The 19191-nt window shown below is 25.7% G+C and carries 19 protein-coding genes; all 19 read right to left on the reverse strand.

Annotated features, from left to right (window positions below):
* Positions 1–189: 189 nt before the first annotated feature.
* Entirely contained in the window at positions 190–501 is a 312-nt protein-coding gene (locus EQF90_RS04255; protein ID WP_134710720.1) for a PTS sugar transporter subunit IIB, read from the reverse strand.
* A gap of 13 nt (positions 502–514) precedes the next feature.
* Positions 515–820, reverse strand: a complete 306-nt coding sequence (locus EQF90_RS04260; protein ID WP_134710721.1) for a PTS lactose/cellobiose transporter subunit IIA — start codon at positions 818–820, stop codon at positions 515–517.
* A 17-nt stretch (positions 821–837) separates the two neighbouring features.
* Positions 838–1281, reverse strand: coding sequence for a DUF3284 domain-containing protein (locus tag EQF90_RS04265; RefSeq protein ID WP_134710722.1), 444 nt, complete (start codon positions 1279–1281; stop codon positions 838–840).
* Positions 1253–1450, reverse strand: a complete 198-nt coding sequence (locus tag EQF90_RS04270) for a hypothetical protein (RefSeq protein ID WP_134744876.1) — start codon at positions 1448–1450, stop codon at positions 1253–1255. Before EQF90_RS04270 ends, EQF90_RS04265 begins: the two co-directional genes overlap by 29 nt.
* Positions 1440–2771 (reverse strand): PTS sugar transporter subunit IIC, encoded by a 1332-nt coding sequence (locus tag EQF90_RS04275; RefSeq protein WP_134710723.1) that lies wholly within the window; start codon positions 2769–2771, stop codon positions 1440–1442. The genes EQF90_RS04270 and EQF90_RS04275 overlap by 11 nt, the downstream gene beginning before the upstream one ends.
* Before the next feature lie 167 nt (positions 2772–2938).
* Positions 2939–4843 (reverse strand): BglG family transcription antiterminator, encoded by a 1905-nt coding sequence (locus EQF90_RS04280; protein ID WP_134710724.1) that lies wholly within the window; start codon positions 4841–4843, stop codon positions 2939–2941.
* Positions 4844–4859: 16 nt separating this feature from the next.
* Positions 4860–6473 carry a DUF4091 domain-containing protein gene (locus tag EQF90_RS04285; RefSeq protein WP_134710725.1) on the reverse strand — a complete coding sequence of 538 codons (1614 nt, stop codon included), beginning with the start codon at positions 6471–6473 and terminating at the stop codon, positions 4860–4862.
* 1 nt (position 6474) lies between these two features.
* The gene (locus tag EQF90_RS04290; protein ID WP_134710726.1) at positions 6475–8160 is read right to left on the reverse strand and encodes a putative ABC transporter permease subunit; all 1686 of its coding nucleotides are present in this window, start codon (positions 8158–8160) and stop codon (positions 6475–6477) included.
* Positions 8153–8872 (reverse strand): ABC transporter ATP-binding protein, encoded by a 720-nt coding sequence (locus tag EQF90_RS04295; protein ID WP_134710727.1) that lies wholly within the window; start codon positions 8870–8872, stop codon positions 8153–8155. The genes EQF90_RS04290 and EQF90_RS04295 overlap by 8 nt, the downstream gene beginning before the upstream one ends.
* Positions 8873–9181: 309 nt before the next feature.
* Positions 9182–9433 (reverse strand): GlsB/YeaQ/YmgE family stress response membrane protein, encoded by a 252-nt coding sequence (locus tag EQF90_RS04300; protein ID WP_134710728.1) that lies wholly within the window; start codon positions 9431–9433, stop codon positions 9182–9184.
* Between the two features lie 181 nt (positions 9434–9614).
* Positions 9615–11132 (reverse strand): bifunctional metallophosphatase/5'-nucleotidase, encoded by a 1518-nt coding sequence (locus EQF90_RS04305; protein ID WP_134710729.1) that lies wholly within the window; start codon positions 11130–11132, stop codon positions 9615–9617.
* 196 nt (positions 11133–11328) lie between these two features.
* The gene (gene gpmA / locus EQF90_RS04310; RefSeq protein ID WP_134710730.1) at positions 11329–12069 is read right to left on the reverse strand and encodes a 2,3-diphosphoglycerate-dependent phosphoglycerate mutase; all 741 of its coding nucleotides are present in this window, start codon (positions 12067–12069) and stop codon (positions 11329–11331) included.
* A 151-nt stretch (positions 12070–12220) separates the two neighbouring features.
* Entirely contained in the window at positions 12221–12985 is a 765-nt protein-coding gene (locus tag EQF90_RS04315; RefSeq protein WP_134710731.1) for a hypothetical protein, read from the reverse strand.
* A gap of 178 nt (positions 12986–13163) precedes the next feature.
* The gene (locus EQF90_RS04320) at positions 13164–14435 is read right to left on the reverse strand and encodes an extracellular solute-binding protein (RefSeq protein WP_134710732.1); all 1272 of its coding nucleotides are present in this window, start codon (positions 14433–14435) and stop codon (positions 13164–13166) included.
* Between the two features lie 13 nt (positions 14436–14448).
* Positions 14449–15729: an MBL fold metallo-hydrolase gene (locus EQF90_RS04325; RefSeq protein WP_134710733.1), complete on the reverse strand. Its 1281-nt coding sequence runs from the start codon at positions 15727–15729 to the stop codon at positions 14449–14451.
* Positions 15713–16531, reverse strand: a complete 819-nt coding sequence (locus EQF90_RS04330) for a carbohydrate ABC transporter permease (RefSeq protein ID WP_134710734.1) — start codon at positions 16529–16531, stop codon at positions 15713–15715. Before EQF90_RS04330 ends, EQF90_RS04325 begins: the two co-directional genes overlap by 17 nt.
* 9 nt (positions 16532–16540) lie before the next feature.
* Positions 16541–17437: a carbohydrate ABC transporter permease gene (locus EQF90_RS04335; protein ID WP_134710735.1), complete on the reverse strand. Its 897-nt coding sequence runs from the start codon at positions 17435–17437 to the stop codon at positions 16541–16543.
* Positions 17437–18510 carry an ABC transporter ATP-binding protein gene (locus EQF90_RS04340; RefSeq protein WP_134710736.1) on the reverse strand — a complete coding sequence of 358 codons (1074 nt, stop codon included), beginning with the start codon at positions 18508–18510 and terminating at the stop codon, positions 17437–17439. The genes EQF90_RS04335 and EQF90_RS04340 overlap by 1 nt, the downstream gene beginning before the upstream one ends.
* 184 nt (positions 18511–18694) lie before the next feature.
* Positions 18695–19156, reverse strand: a complete 462-nt coding sequence (locus tag EQF90_RS04345) for a hypothetical protein (RefSeq protein ID WP_134710737.1) — start codon at positions 19154–19156, stop codon at positions 18695–18697.
* Between the last annotated feature and the right edge of the window lie 35 nt (positions 19157–19191).

The following is a 19191-nucleotide window of genomic DNA, read 5'->3' on the forward strand; positions in this document are numbered from 1 at the left end:
TAAAAATAAATCATTAATTACTAGGAAACTTAAAAAAATTAAAAAATTAAAAGAGAATTAGAAATTTTAGTCTCTAATTCTCTTAATATGTTACCTTAATACTTTGTTAATGCTACTTGTGTTTTATAGCTATTTGACAAGAAAGTGTAAAGTAAAATTTTTAATTACTTTTCTATTGCCTTTTTCAAATTAATCTTCACCATTTAACTTTAATGCTTGCTTAAATACATTTTCACCATTCATTAAGCCATAGTCTTGCATTGGGATAACATCCATTTTTAAATTTGGATATTTTATTTTAAATTTATCTAAAACAAATCTTACTTGTGGTCCAAATAAAACTACTTCTATTTTTTCATTTTCAATAACTCTATCTGCCGCATCTATAGCTACAGCTTCAATTTTTGTATCAAAATTATTTTCTATTGCGTATTTTTTCATTTTTGATACCAGTAAACTAGTACTCATACCAGCACTGCATACTAATAAAATTTTTTTCATATTAAAGTTCCTTTCAATTTATAGCTTTATATAATTCTACTATTTCCACAGCTAAATCTCTAATTGCCATTGACATCATAAGATGGTCTTGTGCATGAACCATAAGTAAGTTTAATTCAACTGTTGAACCCTCTATTTCTTTTTTTATTAATTTTGTTTGTATATTATGTGCATTTAAGAAACTTTCCTTTGCTAGGTCCAGTACTTCATACGCTTTTTCAAAATTACCTTTTTTTGCTTCAAAAATAGCTTCCATAGCATAAGATTTAGCCATTCCACTATTTGCTATCAATTGAGTAATTTCATCTTCATATTTCATAGCACCTCCTTTAATTTTTAATAATTTATAATTTCAGAATTAATATTTTTTTCTATAACATCTAATTGTTTATTTAATCGTTTTTTTATTTTTGATTTTAATAAAAATTCCATAAACTTTTGATTCCAATTATTAAAAATTTTATCACTTATAAATTCTTCAGTATAAATCAAAAATGTATCATTTTCATCTATTTCTTGCAATTTATAATTTATAATATATTTTCCCCTAGATGTATAAATTGTTGTTTCAAATTCATTATTTTCATTTAATTTTGTAATTACAGCTTTATTAAATATATATTTTCCATTAAACCATATTTTTTTTATATATGAAAATCCTTCAGAAATATTTGATTTTGATATATCAATATTATTAAATTTAAGTTCTTCATAAAATAATCTCATTATAGTTATAAATAAATCTGAAGTGTTACTTTTTATTTTTTTTTTCATTTTCATTATCTTTAATCCTTTTATTTTTACTATACATTATAAAAGCAATAATTAAAATACATAATCCCATAAATATAGTTATTATCTTATATTTTTCATAAGGTGAAATTAAAATTAATATAAACCCAAAAGTAAATAGACTTAAAATCCATTTTTGCTTATTATTAAATTTCATATTTATTATTCATCTTATTTGCTAATAATACAAAAGGAGTATAAATCATAACAGCAAGTACAATTAAAAGTAACGAAACTATTGCTGCTAACCAATCTCCACCTGTAGCTAAAAACGCATATATCCCAGGAGGCAAAATCCAAGGAACAGCTGCTAATACAGGTCTAATTACTCCTAAAGATGTCAATGTATATGCTATTGATACTGCCAATGGTGGAACTATTAACCATGGAATAGCATATATTGGATTTAAAACTATTGGGATACCAAAAGTTATTGGTTCATTAATATTAAATATACCCATAGGAGCACTTAATTTTGCTATAGCTCTTGAATCATCTCTTTTAGAAAAAATAAATATAGCAATTATAAGTGCAATAGTTATACCAGAACCCCCCATTTGTCCAAATGCATCGAATGACCCTCTTGTCCATAAGTATGGTAAATCTTTAATACCTTCAACTCCATATTTTAAATAATGTTCTGCATTTGCTGTAGTTGCTGGTAAATAAATTCCATCCATAATTGGAGCAAGAACATTATGTCCATGTATCCCAAAGAACCAAAATAGTTGTACTAAAAATGAAAGTAAAATTACCGAAAATATACCTTGTGATAAGCTCATCAGAGGGATTTGTATATATTTTGCAATAATATCATTTAATACCATTCCTGTATAATTAGTCAATAAGAATGACAATACAGCACTCAAATAAATAGAGATAACTGATGGTATAATTGCTGCAAAAGCTTTTGATACAGCTGGAGGAACAGTATCTGGTAATTTTATAATTAAATTTGCTTTCATTAATTTAATATAAATCATTGTAAAGATAAGTCCTACTATCAAAGCTGTAAATAATGCAGCTGATCCTATATGATTTAAGCTAATAAATCCCCATGAAGAAACAATTCCTTTTACACCTTTTACTTCTGCTTCAAATGTAGCTACCTGTGGTAAAAATACAACAAAAGAAGATAAAGATACTATAGCACCTGCTATAGGGTTTACTTCATAATCTTTAGATAAATGATATCCAAATGAGACTATAAACGCAAATGAGATTATTGCGAATGATGCAAACCATACTATACCATTTATATTTATTAACCATTGCATGTTTTGAACAAATCCTGTCCAACCTGCTGCAGTTGGTAAATCCCTAAAAAATACATTTAATAGAACTGCTACAGAACCAACCATTGTTAATGGCATTATTGCTATAAACGAATCTCTTATTGCAACTAAATGTCTTTGTTGACCAATTTTAGTTGCAACTGGAATAAAATACTTTTCCATCCATGCGATTAATTTATTCATATTTTCCTCCTATCATGAATATTTATAATATTAAGGAAATCGCTTCCTTGCTTTGATAATATCATAATAGTTAAATAATATTAATTCAGACATTTTCCATTTCTTTTGAAAATGTCTGAATTAGTACTATTTATTAAAATTATTATATACAAATCAAAATTTTACATTCACCTTGATATCAAATCTATTATCTCTTCTTTAGACTTAGATTTTATTATTCTCTCAACGCTTTCTTTTCTATCAATTAATTCAAGTAATAATCTATACATTTCTTCAAATCTTTCCTCTGAGTTTTTTTCAACATTAAGAATTATGACTACTTGCACCTTCTTTCCTGACCAATTTATTGTTTTTTTTAATACACCCATTGTTAAAAATGTTTCATTAGAAATTGGTTCAAATGGATGAGGGACAGCAACTAAATTACCAAAAGCTGTTGATATAATATTTTCCCTCTTCATTATATTTTCATAAAGTGTATCTGGTGTTTTTCCTTTTTTTACAATTTCATCAGATAAAAATCTAATTACATCCTCCTTATTTTCAAAATCAAGACCTAAATATATATCCTCTTTTTTCAAATACTTTGTACACTTTTTATTGTTACTTTTTTTATAAATAAAATTTTTTATATCTTCAAAATTTGACTCTCCTAAAATATCATATATAAAAATAATAGGCACATCTAAATCCATAGAAAAGGGAACTGTGCTTATTATTAAATCCAAATTTTCATTTATATAATTTTTAATATTATATAATTCAGTAGTATCTACAATCTCCAATTGATTTGAAAAAATTGAATCTAATTTATATTTAAGTAATCTTGAACTGCCTATTCCTGTAGTACATACGAGTAATGTTCTAATAGGTTTTATATTTAATTTTGCTCTTTCAATTGCAGCTCCTAAATGAATTGCAATATAACCAAGTTCATCTTCGTTAAATATAATACCTGTTTTTTTATATATAACATCTGACGCAATTGATGATGCTTCATAAACAAATGGATAATTTATTTTTATAGATGATAACAATGGATTTCTAATATTCATATTGTTTTTATATCTATATATTGCAGGTTTTAAATGTAATGCTATTGAAGCTAAAAGTTCCTTATCTTCTAACAAATCATACCTTAAAACTTTTTCTACCTCTTTTACAATTTCAAAAGCTAGTTCTTTTATTTTTTCATCTTCATCTAAAATTTTATTATTTTTATTGTTATTTATTATTAATTTTGTACCAAGCAAATGCATTGTAATATAGTAAACTTCATCCATTGGAAATTCAATATTAAATTTTGACTCTAAATCTTCTACAATTTTTTCAGCTATATGAAATTCATTACTATTTTCAATATCAATTTCAATATTATTATTAAAATATTGATTTATAGATATTCTTTTTATTGCTATGGCAATATGAACCACTAAATTATTAAGAGCAATATCTGAAAGTTTAAGATTTGATTCGGTAATATTTTTTATAACAATGTTATATATTTCATTAAGATTATTCTTATCAAAAAATTTTGAGTTATTAGTAAATCTTTTATAAAAATTCTTATTTATATCATAAATTATTGTTGATATAGCATTTCTTATAGCATTTTCTGATCCGATTATCTTCATTCCATAGTTGGGCTTTATATCAAAATCTAAATTATATTTATTTAACATTTTTCTTGTTTCTTTCATATCATTTTGAATAGTAGATCTTGAAATATACATAGTATCCATTAAATCTTCTAATTTAATATATTTATTTGAAAATAAAAATTTTAAGGCAATATATGCTATTCTATTTTTTGGTTCAGAATAATCAAATTCAAAATTTAGTAATTCCTGTTTTTCAAACTTTTCATATAATTCTTTATTTTGCATAAAAATTTTATACAAGCCGTTTGAATCTTTATTAATTTCAGCATTAAATTTTTCTAAATTTTCATTAATTGATTTTATATCATTTCTAATAGTTCTTTCAGTAACATTCTGTTTTTTTGCAATCTGAGAAATATCCATAGGATTATTTTTTAATTCTATAAGTATCTTCTTTTGACGTTGAATCATTTTTCCTCCATATTTATTAAAACATTGACTTTATAATACTTATATCATTTAATAAAATTTCAATTTCAATTTTTGATAAATACTTTTTTCCAAAAATAAATTTAGTTTTTATTCTCGAAAAAATCTGATCTAGTAAATCTTTATTTCTTTCCTCAATTCTTTTTATTTTATACGAATCATAGATTCCCTCTTTAATTTTTAAATATCTTAATGAAATATTTGTATTTTTATCATTATCATTTGATGGATAAACCAAGAAGCAATCACCGGGTTCAAAACTTGAATGTGTTGAATCCTCAATAGGATTTTGAGTCCATGCATCATATGCCCATCTTAAAAATCCGTCACAAAGAGAGGATAACACAACGGTGTAGTATGTTTCTGCATTTTCACTTAAAACAAAATTTCCAGGTCTATGTCCTACGCATGAATAAAGATAAGTATCAAATCCCTTTCTTCTTCTATCTTCCACAAAATTATGATATCTTAATCTATCCTTTTCAAACTCAATCATTGAAACACTGACTTGCTGCACATTTTCCAAATATTTTGCATTTTCAGAATAATTATCAATTGCTGCGGAAATTTTTATGGTATTAGATTTAGAATTTTTAACCGATGATAATACCTCAAAAATTTCTTTAGAAAATCCTCTTTCATCAATTCCAATATATATCATATCAAACCATTTTTTCTCTTCTAAATGAATATAAAAATCACTTAAAAACTCTCTCCAAACAGTACAATACCTCTGACTATCAAGCATATATTTTTCAAAGATTAATTCTTCATTTGAGTAATAAGTAAATGATTCATGCCATGGAGCCATGCCATAAATAATAATTTTTTCTTTTCCTAAATTTAATCCCTGACAGAATTCAACCCATTTATCAAAATTAGTGTAATCAAATCTGAATTTTTCTCCTTCTTTATACCACTTTATCATTGATGGATACTTAATTTCATTTTTACTATATGTTTGTCCTCCCCATGCATCTTCACATAATGTAGCTGTTATAGCTCTACCACCTAAATCATAGTATAGCTTCATATGTTTTTCTAAAATTTTAAAATGTTCATGTGAAAATGGTTTTACACCATAATATTCAGCTACAGAATATGGATATTGCCAAAGTTCTAAATCAAATTTATATTTATTAAAATCAATATATCTATGTGATATTTTCACACAAACTTTTTTACTTATATACTCTGTAATTTGAGAGTTATACAATTTAACCTTAAATACAAATTCGGAATCAATATCATAAGGAATATTAATCTCTGCGTAAAAAGATTGAAAATTACCTGCTTTAACTGAAGCTTTGTTATCCTCAATTAATATATCCGAAGCAACTGCCCTATTCTTTTTTTTATTCAAAGATATTGGATAAGTAGGGTCACCTTCATAAGCTAAATTTTTTTGTACTTTATATATCTTATATTTTAGTGGATTTTCAAAACTTAAATCGATATCATATTGGTCATCTTTTTCAGAATATACTAAAAAATGTAAAATTAAGATATCATTTTTCCACCTTTTATAAGTTAAAACATCTTCTATTAATTCAAATTCTTTTAATGTAATGTTGTCATATTTTAAATTTGAATCTACAATCTTCAATTTCATTTCAATTACCCATTCTTACTAAATATTTTTCATACAATTTTAAATCTAATTTATACAATACATATGTTAATATTGCAAACAACAAATTCCAGAAAATCGGATATAAAAATACGTAATTGCTATGAACAACAGCATCAAAACGAATTGAACCCACTGTAATACCAACTACTAATATCGTAAATAGTATAAGTAGTAATGAAGGAATTAACGATCTGGCACCTTTAATGGCTTGATTTGGATTATCCCAATTTGTATATGGCCACAATATCCCAGCTATAAATGACAAAGCACTAGTAAACATTGATGTTATAAACATTGTAACAATTGAACCTAATATTATAAAAATATTAAATCTAGCAAATACATTTAACAATATTACTAATGGAGAAACTGCTATCATAATAAGTACAGATGATGCAAGTAATCTTCCCAAAATTTGATCCTTAGCAGAAATAGGAAGTACTTTCATAATCCATATATTTTTTCCTTCTCTACTAAATGTTGATGAAGTAAGTTCCGAGCCACTTGAAGAGAATAAAGTAAATAAAGTAACAAGCATAATTGCCCCTGCAATCAATAAAATATTACCATTTTCCATTTTACTGATTTCATCATAAAAACCATTTATTTTTTCAAATACATTATTACCGTTATTGGTTATAATCGGTATAGAAAATGCTATCGTCATAATAAATCCAAAAGTAACCTTATTTACTAAATAGATTGCAGTACCAAAGATATTTTTTATTTCTTTTCTAAAAATAAGTCTTAGTACTGAAATATTGTTAATATCTGACTTACTTAATTTTATTTTTTTACTTTTTGAACTATTAACATTTAGTATACCTGAAACTAAAGCATTTTTACCCATTGAAATAGTTATAAATGTTGTAAATAAAGCTATAACAAATAATCCGAATAGGCTCAATACCGAAGTCATTATATTTTCAGAGATTAAAACATCTGTACCTAATCTAATTTGAGGGAAAAAATTTAATAATGTATTTTTTAGATTTCCAGCTGTTCGAAGCAACAATGTCTCATTTAATTCTTTTGTAAAATATTGAAATACAAATTGTAACGCAATAACGCTCCCAAAAAATAAAATATATGCCCCATATTTTAATAGATTTTTTAATCTAATATTTTTATTTATAAATTTCATTATATATACAACAAATAAGGTTATAATATTAATTAATATCAATGATATTAATAGTAAAACAATAACTGATAAAATATAAAATATAATAGGTTTTTCTAAATAAAGTCCTGTTTTAATTATTATAGGAAATGATAAAATCACACCATAAAATAGCGAACTTACAGCATAGAAAATAATTCTACTAGCCATTATTTCTTCAGGTTTAATCGGTAATCTAAGAAGAATCTTTATATCATTTGAAAAATAAAATTTACTAATAATTGTAGTTGTAAAAAATACTAACACTAAAAATAAAAATACAAATTGCGATAATACAATTAATTCTTTAGCATAACCATTTTCTAAAAATAAATCGTAAATATTTAGTAAGATAGATTGTGCAAGATACAAATAAAAAATTATAACTGCAAATCCAAATAACCCACCAACAAATTTATTTCTAGCTTTTCTATCATTAAATACAGATTTTAATGTGTAATAAAATCCAAAATCTTTTTTTAGTAATTGTATAATATTAGTCATTTGTCAACTCCAAAAATAATTTTTCTAGATCCCCTTCATAGTTTGAATGTTGCTTCAATTGTTCAATGGTACCTTGTGCAATTATATTTCCATGCTTAATTATAATTATCCTGTCACAAATTTTTTCAACAACTTCCATAACATGAGATGAGAAAAATACTGATTTTCCCCTATCACATCTTTCTCTCATTAATTCTTTCAAATTAAATGCAGATTGAGGATCCAACCCAACCATCGGTTCGTCCAATATCAACACTTCCGGATCATGAACTAACGCTGAAATCAAAGCAATTTTTTGCTTCATCCCATGAGAATAAGTAGAAATTAATGCATCAATATCATCTTGTAAGCCAAACTTTTTAGCTAATTCTTCAATTTTTCCATCTCTATTATTTTTATCAACTCCATAAATATTTGCAACAAATGTAACAAACTTTCTTCCCGACATATTTTCATAAATTTCAGGATTATCAGGCAAAAATGCAATTTGTTTTTTTGCTTCAAATGAATTTTTAATTGCATCGATGCCATTAACTTCGATTTCACCACTAGTAGGCTCAAGTAATCCAACTATCATACTTATAGTAGTAGTCTTTCCAGCACCATTAGGCCCTAAAAATCCTAGTATTTCACCATCTTTAACTTCAAAACTAATATTATTTACAGCTAATTTATTTCCAAAATCTTTTCTTAAATTTTTTACAGAAATCATACTTTCCCCCCTAATACTTTATATATTAACTATATCATAAAATTAACATAGTTTTAGAAAATTTTATAACTTTTAAATAATTGTTTTTTAACTTTAATTTAAAAACGAAATATAATTTTAAAATTAAAAGAGAATTAAAAATTTTACCTTTTAATTCTCTCAATAAACTACTTTAATTATTTACATAAATTATTAACAAATATCAAAATTTCTATACAATTATCTCAATTTTATCTTGATTTGTTATTAAATTTATTATTTATAATCATCTACATAAATAAATATAATTGCAAATAATCATTATTTAAATTATTTTCTACCTCTAACTAAATCTACCAACCATAATAAAATACATGCACCAAGTACTGCGATTGCAACACCGCCAATTGATACTTTATCCGCTGATATCCCTGCAAAACCTGCTATAGCTCTACCTATTACACCACCAACTATACCCACAATGATATTTGCAATTGCCCCCATTGAAGCATCCTTTTTCATGATTATACTTGCTAACCATCCAGCTAATGCACCTAATAATATACTTACTATCCAACCCATACTTTTCTCCCTTTTTGCTTTATTTTATTAGCATATTACATAATTTATATATACTATACTAATATATTATATATATTCCCAATAAAATTAATATGAAACATTTATAATATATAACAATAATTTCTATATCTATTGCCGATAAATTTACAGTATATTAACTAAATTATATATTTTTATGAAATCAATAAATAAACTTAAAGTTTTTTGTTTCATCAACTTTAATATCCTTATTATTTTGGAAGTAATTAATCATAATTTCACTCATATCAAAATTTATTTCTTTAACTACTTTTGCCCCTTCATAACATGGGTATTCATTAACATTAGATGCTCTATAATTATTTAAAACCACAGTATACATTTTATCTAAATCTAATTTTTTGCCATCTTTTTTTATTGAAATAACTCTATCTAAAAATGGTCTTCTTAAATCTGCTTCAAACTCTAATCCATAATAAAAATCATAAATATAATTTTTAAGTTTTGGCTTAATATAATTTGGATTAACAGTAGGTTTTCCTTGATTGTCTATAACAAAATATGTCGCTGATTTTTCAATTGCTTCTTTAATAACATGACCGGAAACTTCTAAAACTTTTAGTGTATTTGGATATGGATAGTTAACAAGCACATCTCTAATACTTATATCTTTCTTAAATCCAATTGCAGTATCAAATAACGTTGTTGTAGAAAAATCTGCTCCTGAAACTTCAATTTGTATTTGTTGCAATAAATTGATATATGGATGTCCATAAAGTCTTGTTTCAAATTGATCTTTTATTTCAATATCCTTATCTAATTTTCCTATTATTTCAGCTAAATAAACTTCTAATTTTTTATTTGTTGCATCAAATATTTGACTAAACTTAGGAGCAATTTCTACATCCAATAAATCCACTTCTACCAAATTATATTCTACACTATTAGTTTCCGTATCAATAACAAGTTTAGTGAAGTTTCTTGCATTATTTATAGGTTGAGAGCAAATTACATCTCCAATTTTTGTAATAAATGATCTATGTTGATGACCACTTAATACTGCATTTATACTACTATATCTTTGAAGCATTTCACTTGCCTGATTTTCTCCATTTAATTTTTCAGTAGGAATGAATTCTTCATCTAAACTCTTTTCAAATCCACCGTGATATAGGAAGATTACATAATCAGAATTATTAACAATTTCCCTTTCATATTTTCCATACTCTTCTACAGGATTTAAAAATTCAAGACCTTCAATATTTTGAGTGTTTTCCCAATTTGGAATATAAGCTGTAGTAGCTGCAAAAACTCCAACTCTAAATCCATTTAAATCAAATATTTTATATGGTTTATTTCCAAGTTTAAGGCCTTTTATATTTGAATTTAATACAAAATCTTTTACTTGTTCATATGATTTATATAAATAATCTTGTCCATAATTAAATTCATGATTTCCCATTACATAGGCATCATATTTCGCCATTTTCAGCAATGTCAAAATCGGATTTATATCCGGTTTGATTTTTGATAAATAATTAGTCATTGCTGAACCTTGAATTAAATCTCCACCCTCAAGTAATAAACTTGCATCATAATTTTCTCTATCTTTTTCAATATATGATAGGATTTTTAACATTCCTAAATTTTGATATTCTACATAATTAGTCGGAAACACATATCCGTGCATATCACTTGTATGATAAATAGCTATTTTCATTATTCCTCTCTTTCTCATGTATATTATATCAGAAAAGTATATTTAAGGATATTATTTTATTGTCTAAAAACAAATGCCGTATAACTCTATTCCATAAAATTAAATTTTTTGTATTATATTACGCTAATACACCTTTTTATGTATACAAAAAAGATATTACAAAACAAAAATGTTCTGTAATATCCAATGAATAATATTATTTAGCTTTTCCTTGATTTGCTACAGCATTAATCTTGCTTGCAATTTTTTCTTGATCTCCTATAAATTCTTTTGAAATTACATTGAAATCTTCATCAAATTCATAAACTAGTGGTATACCTGTAGGTAAATTTACTCCCATAATTTCTTCATCTGTTAATTTTTCAAAGTATTTTACCAATGCTCTTAATGAATTACCGTGAGCTGCAATTAAAACTCTCTTGCCATCTAGCATATCTTTTTTTATTGTTGATTCAAAATAAGGAATAACCCTAGCAATTGTATCTTTTAAACTTTCTGCTAAAGGCAATTCTTCTGTAACTCCCCTATAAGCTTCTTGTAATTTTGGATTTCTTTCATCTGATGCATCAAGCGATGGTGGTTGTACGTCAAATGATCTTCTCCAAATCTTAACTTGTTCTTCACCATATTTTTCAGCTGTTTCAGATTTATTTAATCCTTGTAATGCCCCATAGTGTCTTTCGTTTAATTTCCATGTTTTAATAACAGGCAACCATTGTCTGTCCATTTCTTCTAAAACATGATTTAGCGTATTAATTGCTCTCTTTAAGTATGATGTATAGCATACATCAAAGTCATATCCTTCAGCTTTAAGTGTTTTTCCACCTTCAATAGCTTCTTCGTGACCTTTATCACTTAATTCTACATCTGTCCAACCAGTGAATAAGTTTAACTTATTCCATTCACTTTCACCGTGTCTAACTAATACTAATTTCATAATATTCATCCTTCCTTATTCTTTATGTACATTATAATTAACATACCTAAAAATATTATCTCTAAAAATTAAAATAATGTCAATTAATTTAAGTACTTAAATTTGCAAAATAAGTTAAATATTTATTATGTAAAAATATAATTCTTTAATACTAGTCTATCGTTTTATCAATAGCAGTATTTATAGTTATTTTTCTATCTATATATTCAATTCCTTCAGAATTTTTTCTTGAAATATAATATATTCTTATAAATTCAGGCTTATTATTAGATTTATTGAAAATTATATATGAGTATTTATCTGAAATACTTTCTCTACTCTCAATTACGCTTAATATTGATTTATCTATATTTTCTATATATTTATTTTCCAAATATTTATCAAAAACAGATAAGTTTCTATTTATCAAATTTAATGAATAAGATTCAATATTTCCATTTTTATCCATTACATAATAATCATCAGTAGGAATATTTTTATAGTAATATCTGGCTATAGAATCACTAATTTTAAATTTATTCAATTGTTCTTCATTTAATATATCTTTTGCATTTAACTTTTTATCTCTAATCCATTTTCCACTTTTATCTACAAAATAATTATCAACCCACTCACTTTTTGCCATCTTACCATCTATTTTCAAGTAATACCATGAGCTATATTTCTTATCATATATCCATTCACTTTTTGCCATCTTACCATCTGATTTCAGATAATACCATGAGTTGTATTTCTTATCATATATCCACTCACTTTTTGCTTTCTTATCATCTGATTTCAGATAATACCATGAGCTATACTCTTTATCGTATAACCACTCATTTCTAGCAGCGTCTACATTTTTATGTACTAAAATAAATATAGCAATAAATGGTACTAAAAAAACAAATAAACTCTTTTTTAAAATTGTATTCATATCTCCTCCTTAACATATTAAAATATTATTTAATTAATGTATCATCAACTTCATTTTCAGTATCCATATTGATATTAATTATAAAATTTAAGAGAAACACAAATTTTTAATATCTATGTTTCTCTTAAAATATAATCAAATATATCAAATATATTAAGTAACTAAAATCGTGATACTACTAATTCCAAATACCTTCCAATGTTGTTTTGAAATTTTTTAATGTTGCATCAACATCTGCCTTTGCAGGATCTGCTAATAATTGTTCTAAAACTGTTCCTGATTCTCTATAAGCATTATTTGCACCACTTAATAATGGATTTGAATATAAGTTCTTTGTTGCTTCTCCTAAAATTGGAGCGATTAATGAACCTGAATTTTTGTATTTTTCATCATTTACTGCTGATTCTCTTACTGGAATATATCCTGTTTTTGTTGCCCATTTAATTTGATTTTCTTTGTTTGTTAAAAATGCTAAGTAATCAAATGCTGCTTTCTTTTCTGCATCTGAACCTTTCTTAAAAATAAATACATCTGTACCTTGTTGAATTGTTGCAGGGAATGGTGATTTAGCTACTTTTGGTGTAAATTTACCCTTTGCACCTTTTAAAACATATGATTCACCTGCGTTTGAACCGATGTACATACCTGTTTTTTGGTTACCAAATGGTCCGGACATGTATTTATCTGTACCTGCAATTCTGAAATATCCTTCTTTTACACCTTCTAAGTAATAATTTACAGCTTTCTTTGAAGCATCTGATGTAGGATCGAATTTGTTATCATATTTAACCCCTTGAGCATTTAAAAATGTTGTATAGTAATTACTTAATGAATCAAATCCTAACCCAGGAATTTTTTTTGCTTCATAAATTTTCTTCGATACTTCTTTTAATTCGTCTAAGTTTGATGGAACTTTTAGATTTAATTCTTTAAATAAATCTTCATTGTACCATAAAACTTCTGTTGACTTGTTAAATGGCATTGAATAAACTTTACCATCAATAACTGAACCATTTCTAAACCCTTCAAGAATATCATTATAATCAGCTAGATTTTTTGTATAACCTGTCAAATCTTCAACTAAATTATCTTGAATAGGATTAAACATCCAATCTGGATATGCTTGAGTCATTGTTGGTAGATTATCAGGAGATGAAGAAGTATTTGTAATTTTTTCTTGCAATTCCTTATAACCTAATTGATTTTGTAAATCAATTTTAATATTAGGATTCTTATCCATATATGCTTTAGTAATTTCTTTTAATGCTTCTTCTTGTTTACCATTCATAGCATGCCAAAAAACTACTTTAGCTGGTTCTAATTTTGTAGTACCTTCTTTTGTTGTTTCAACTTTTTTAGTTTTTTTATCATCAGTTTTTTTAGTTTGTCCACAAGCTGTTAAAACTAACGCAAAAGCTAAAAATAAAGCCAACAAATTTTTAAGTTTCATATAATCCCTCCAATTATATTATTTCGTTTTTTTCGGGTAAAATTGTTTCCCCATTTTTATTATACAACATTTCAGGTCTAAATGAATGAATTGGGACCAAAATTTTTGGTTTTATTCCATCAATAATTTTCAACAAGTCTTTAGGATGAGCATGTCCACTACATTTTAGCTCTTTTAAAATTATTTCATTATTTTTAAAATTTAAAATAAATGGTAAATATGCAGGATCAAATTCTCCCAATGGGCTTGCATCACAATGAATGTATATGCCATTTTTTATCAACTTTGATATATTATTTTCTGAACTAGACTTAAATTGCCATAAGTATTTTCCAGTATCTTTTAATAAATCATTATACGAAATTTCTAATTCGTCATCTAAACCATATCTTTTATTATCTAAACTATAGTAATTTACTTTTTTTCCAGTTGTACTATATAAAACATATGCTTCAAAAGCATTTAAAACTACTTTTCTATTAGATATTTCTATAATTTTTAATAATCTTTCAATATTTGTAATATAATAATTAAATGTTATTTGTTTATCTAGATTATCATTTAAAATTGATTTAAAATCCGAAAGCAATGCTTCTTCTGTGATATATTCCCCTACTAATTCATCATCAAATTCCTTAAATGAAACTGAAACCCCTTCAGAAATTAACATATCACAATTTTTTGATTCATCAATGAAATTTAATGTTTCCCTTTTTAAATATCCATGTAATCTTAAGTCTCCAGTATAAGAAATTTTCATATCGGGAGTAGTTATTATAAATCCGCATGCTCCATAAGCATCATGATCAACTCTTACAAATTTAACATTTATTTCACCTACATTAACTGATTTACCATAATCTACACCATTTAATTTTCTTGTATTAGATTTAAGATTATAATTATTAAAAATAAAATCATTGTCAACATTACATGCATTTAAAAGATTTTTAGTATCATTGGTAACATAAATCGGAATAATCTCATCAATATAATTAATCATTTTTGTATGATCTAAATGAACATGCGAAACGCAAAATGCAGTATTTTCATACAATTTTTTATCTTCTAAGGTAATCTTCCTATCAAAAATTCCTTTAATATCCGGAACTAATTCATACTGTAATATTTTATCTAAAGTGTTAATTTGTTCAGTAATTGTCGGGTCAAAAATAGAACCGCAATCAAATAAAACCCTAGCACCTTTGTAACTTACTTCTATATAAGTCCCACCAATTGTACGCATGCCAGCATAAAATTTTACTTTAGTTTGTCTTTTATCCTTTAATTCCACTTCTTGATACCCCTCTCATAATTTGTTTTCTAAATACAAAGTATAAGATTAAAATAGGAAGAATAGCAAATGTTGATGCAGCCATTTGCAGTTGTACAGCTGTACCACTTTCAGAAGTAAATGCAGATAAACCATTACTTATTAATCTCATGTTTTTATTATTTGTTACAAGTATTGGCCATAAGAATGAATTCCATCCTGTTATAAAGCTCAATATTCCCATTGTAAATAATGCCGGTTTTGACATTGGAATTAAAACTTTCCAAATGAACTCCAAATCTGAACAACCATCAACTTTTGCAGCATTATAATATGACATCGGTATGCTTTCTAAAAATCCTCTTAAATAAAAAATATAAAAAACACTTGCTAAGTGAGGAATTATCAATGCCCAATACGTATCTAACAATTTATATTTCGCAATTGTTTGATAATTTGTAAATACTGTAATTTCGTATGGAACCATTAATAATGCAGCCATAAAAAGTGACAACCACTTTTTCCCCTTAAATTGTAATTTTACAAACGCAAATGCTGCAAGTACCGTAGTTATCAATGTACCTAATGTAGTTGATAATGATGTAAATATAGTATTTAAAAAATATCTAAAAAATGGTGCCTTACTAAATGCTTCTGCATAATTACTAAAATTTAACTTAGAAGGTATCAATTTAGGTGGTATACTTGTAGCTTCTTGATATGTCATAAGCGATGATAGTAACATATATATAAATGGGAATAATGTTATGATTGCTAAAATCACTATTGCAAATCTTGATATAAAGTCAAATATTTTTTTCATATTCGCCTCCTACTTAGAAATTTTCTTTAATATTTTATTTTGAACAACTGTAAAAATTAAAATAATAAAGAATAATATAACAGCTGCTGCCATACCCTGACCGTATCTATTTTCAGTATAAAACTTAGTATAGATATAAAACACCCCGGTTGTTGCACTTTCAGCTATTCCCGGAAGCCCATTAAATATAGCAAAAACTTGTCCATAAATCTTAAATGCACCAATAAAATTAACTAATAATAAAAAAGTTATTATTGGAACTAGTTGTGGTAAAGTAATTCTTCTAAATTGTTCAAATTTTGTTGCACCAAACATGTCTGCAACTTTGTAATAACTTTCATCTATATTTCTCAATCCTGTTAATAATATTATAATATTAAATGCCAAACCCATCCAAATACCAAATATCATAACTGTGGTCATACTCATTGATGGATTATCTAAAAAATTGATTGGCCCCATTCCAATATAACTTAACAAATGATTTATAAATCCATAATCCCCATTAAACATATATCTAAATACAACACCTATTGCAATGATACTTGTTAAATATGGAATAAAGAAAATTGATTCAAAAACTTTTTTGAATTTAATTCTTTCGTTAATTGCTACAGCAATAAATAAAGAAATTATTAAAGCTATCGGCACAACAATAAATGCATACATAAATGTATTTGTTAATGCTCTGTGAAACTTTGGATCTCTTAATACTATTTGAAAATTTTTAATTCCATTAAATTTAGGATTATTTAAGGTACCTCTTTGAAACGAGATAATAAATGTATTTATTAAAGGCATAACATTAAATATTCCGATGAAAACTAAAGCTGGAAGTAAAAATAACCATGCTTTTGGTGAGTTTTCCGCTCTATACTTAAAAAACTTTTTCTTAAAATTGTCCATTAGTATACTCTCTTTCCATCTTCAGTAAAAATGTAAATTTCTTTTGTATCTAATCCTAACCCGATGTTATCACCTTGCTCTACACGGTTTGCAACATCTGTTATAGTTTTAGAAAATACATCATTTAACATAAAGTTTACAATACAATCTTTACCGATTAATTCAATAGACTTTACATTAACATTTAATAATGGATTTTCTGAAATACTGAAATATTCCGGTCTGATACCGACAATATATTTTTGTTCATCAATTAACTCTTCTTTTAATTTAGAATTATCTAATTCATTTAACGCTATACTAAAATCTCTTGAAACTAGAGAATTACCTTGCTTAATAAATTCATAAATATTTATAACTGGGTTACCCATAAATTTAGCAACAAAAAGATTTACCGGATCAAGATATAAATTATATGGTTTATCATATTGTTGTACAACACCTTTATCCATAATTACAATTTTATCACTTATTGATAATGCCTCTTCTTGATCATGTGTAACAAATATTGTCGTTATACCCAGTTCTTTAACTAAAAGACGAATTTCTTCTCTAATCTTAAGTCTTAGACGTGCATCTAGATTTGAAAGAGGCTCATCCAATAAAAGAACCTTAGGATTTTGTACTAGTGCTCTTGTTATTGCAACCCTTTGTTGTTGTCCTCCAGACATTTGCCCCGGTTTCTTTTCTTCCAATTCTTCAATACTTGTTATCTTCATATATTTTCTGGCAATCTTTATTGCTTCAGATTTTGCAATTTTATTTTTTCCAACTGTTAGTGGAAACATAATATTTTCTAAAACTGTCATATGTGGATACAATGCATAATTTTGGAATACCAAACCGATTCCTCTATCTTTGGGATGTAAATCTACAACTGACTTACCATCAAATTTAATATCACCATTTGTAGGATCTAAAAGCCCGGCAATTAAATTTAAAATTGTAGTCTTTCCACATCCACTTGGACCTAATAAACACACTAAATCCCCTTCTTCAATTTGAAGATTAATACTTTTTAATGCTTCAAATTTATTATCAAAAACTTTTTGCAAATTTTTGATTTCAATCATAATACACCTCACTATTATTATCATTATATTGATATATTTATTAACTAAATATCTCTACAATAAGTATATAACAAATATGAATTTTTACAAAATATTCTAGCGATAATTTATTTTTTGTCAAACAAGAAGTGTATTTAAACAAAAATAAAAAACTGTTGAAATCTTATTTCCAACAGTTCTACTCTTATTTTTTATTTTTCAAAAATTTATCTAAAATATTACCCTTTTTTTTATTTACTTTAGCTAAATTTTTACTCTCCTCCAGTCCAAAATTATCTAAATAATAAACTTTAATCAATGAACCCTTTACTAATTTTTTAGAATTAGGTACAACTCTTGTAACTTCTTCAACTCTTTCATTTGCGTATCTGGCATTGGGTTTATCCAAGATTAAATGAACATCAAAACCTAATTCAGATAAAACTTTTTTAGCATCAGATACCAATAAATCTCTAACATCCGGAACTCTAACATATTTATCTTTTGAATTTTTAATGCCTAAGAAAATACCGGCAACTGCAGAACTTGCAACTTTTAAGGTTTCCATTGCAATTTCAGGATTTTCTTTAATTTTTTTTCTAACAACCTTAACCCCATTCGTTCCTATTTTTATAATTTTTTTTGCTATATTTTTTCTAATTGGCATATTGTTCTCCTTTAATATTTTGAACTTGTAGAATG

The organism is Helcococcus ovis, from assembly GCF_004524775.2.
Lineage (GTDB): Bacteria > Bacillota > Clostridia > Tissierellales > Peptoniphilaceae > Helcococcus > Helcococcus ovis.

Excerpts from the sequence above, each read along its gene's own strand:
- EQF90_RS04255 (WP_134710720.1), bottom strand. The coding sequence starts at position 501 with ATGAAAAAAATTTTATTAGTATGCAGTGCTGGTATGAGTACTAGTTTA.
- EQF90_RS04260 (WP_134710721.1), bottom strand. The coding sequence starts at position 820 with ATGAAATATGAAGATGAAATTACTCAATTGATAGCAAATAGTGGAATG.
- EQF90_RS04265 (WP_134710722.1), bottom strand. The coding sequence starts at position 1,281 with ATGAAAATGAAAAAAAAAATAAAAAGTAACACTTCAGATTTATTTATA.
- EQF90_RS04270 (WP_134744876.1), bottom strand. The coding sequence starts at position 1,450 with ATGAAATTTAATAATAAGCAAAAATGGATTTTAAGTCTATTTACTTTT.
- EQF90_RS04275 (WP_134710723.1), bottom strand. The coding sequence starts at position 2,771 with ATGAATAAATTAATCGCATGGATGGAAAAGTATTTTATTCCAGTTGCA.
- EQF90_RS04280 (WP_134710724.1), bottom strand. The coding sequence starts at position 4,843 with ATGATTCAACGTCAAAAGAAGATACTTATAGAATTAAAAAATAATCCT.
- EQF90_RS04285 (WP_134710725.1), bottom strand. The coding sequence starts at position 6,473 with ATGAAATTGAAGATTGTAGATTCAAATTTAAAATATGACAACATTACA.
- EQF90_RS04290 (WP_134710726.1), bottom strand. The coding sequence starts at position 8,160 with ATGACTAATATTATACAATTACTAAAAAAAGATTTTGGATTTTATTAC.
- EQF90_RS04295 (WP_134710727.1), bottom strand. The coding sequence starts at position 8,872 with ATGATTTCTGTAAAAAATTTAAGAAAAGATTTTGGAAATAAATTAGCT.
- EQF90_RS04300 (WP_134710728.1), bottom strand. The coding sequence starts at position 9,433 with ATGGGTTGGATAGTAAGTATATTATTAGGTGCATTAGCTGGATGGTTA.
- EQF90_RS04305 (WP_134710729.1), bottom strand. The coding sequence starts at position 11,132 with ATGAAAATAGCTATTTATCATACAAGTGATATGCACGGATATGTGTTT.
- gpmA (WP_134710730.1), bottom strand. The coding sequence starts at position 12,069 with ATGAAATTAGTATTAGTTAGACACGGTGAAAGTGAATGGAATAAGTTA.
- EQF90_RS04315 (WP_134710731.1), bottom strand. The coding sequence starts at position 12,985 with ATGAATACAATTTTAAAAAAGAGTTTATTTGTTTTTTTAGTACCATTT.
- EQF90_RS04320 (WP_134710732.1), bottom strand. The coding sequence starts at position 14,435 with ATGAAACTTAAAAATTTGTTGGCTTTATTTTTAGCTTTTGCGTTAGTT.
- EQF90_RS04330 (WP_134710734.1), bottom strand. The coding sequence starts at position 16,531 with ATGAAAAAAATATTTGACTTTATATCAAGATTTGCAATAGTGATTTTA.
- EQF90_RS04335 (WP_134710735.1), bottom strand. The coding sequence starts at position 17,437 with ATGGACAATTTTAAGAAAAAGTTTTTTAAGTATAGAGCGGAAAACTCA.
- EQF90_RS04340 (WP_134710736.1), bottom strand. The coding sequence starts at position 18,510 with ATGATTGAAATCAAAAATTTGCAAAAAGTTTTTGATAATAAATTTGAA.
- EQF90_RS04345 (WP_134710737.1), bottom strand. The coding sequence starts at position 19,156 with ATGCCAATTAGAAAAAATATAGCAAAAAAAATTATAAAAATAGGAACG.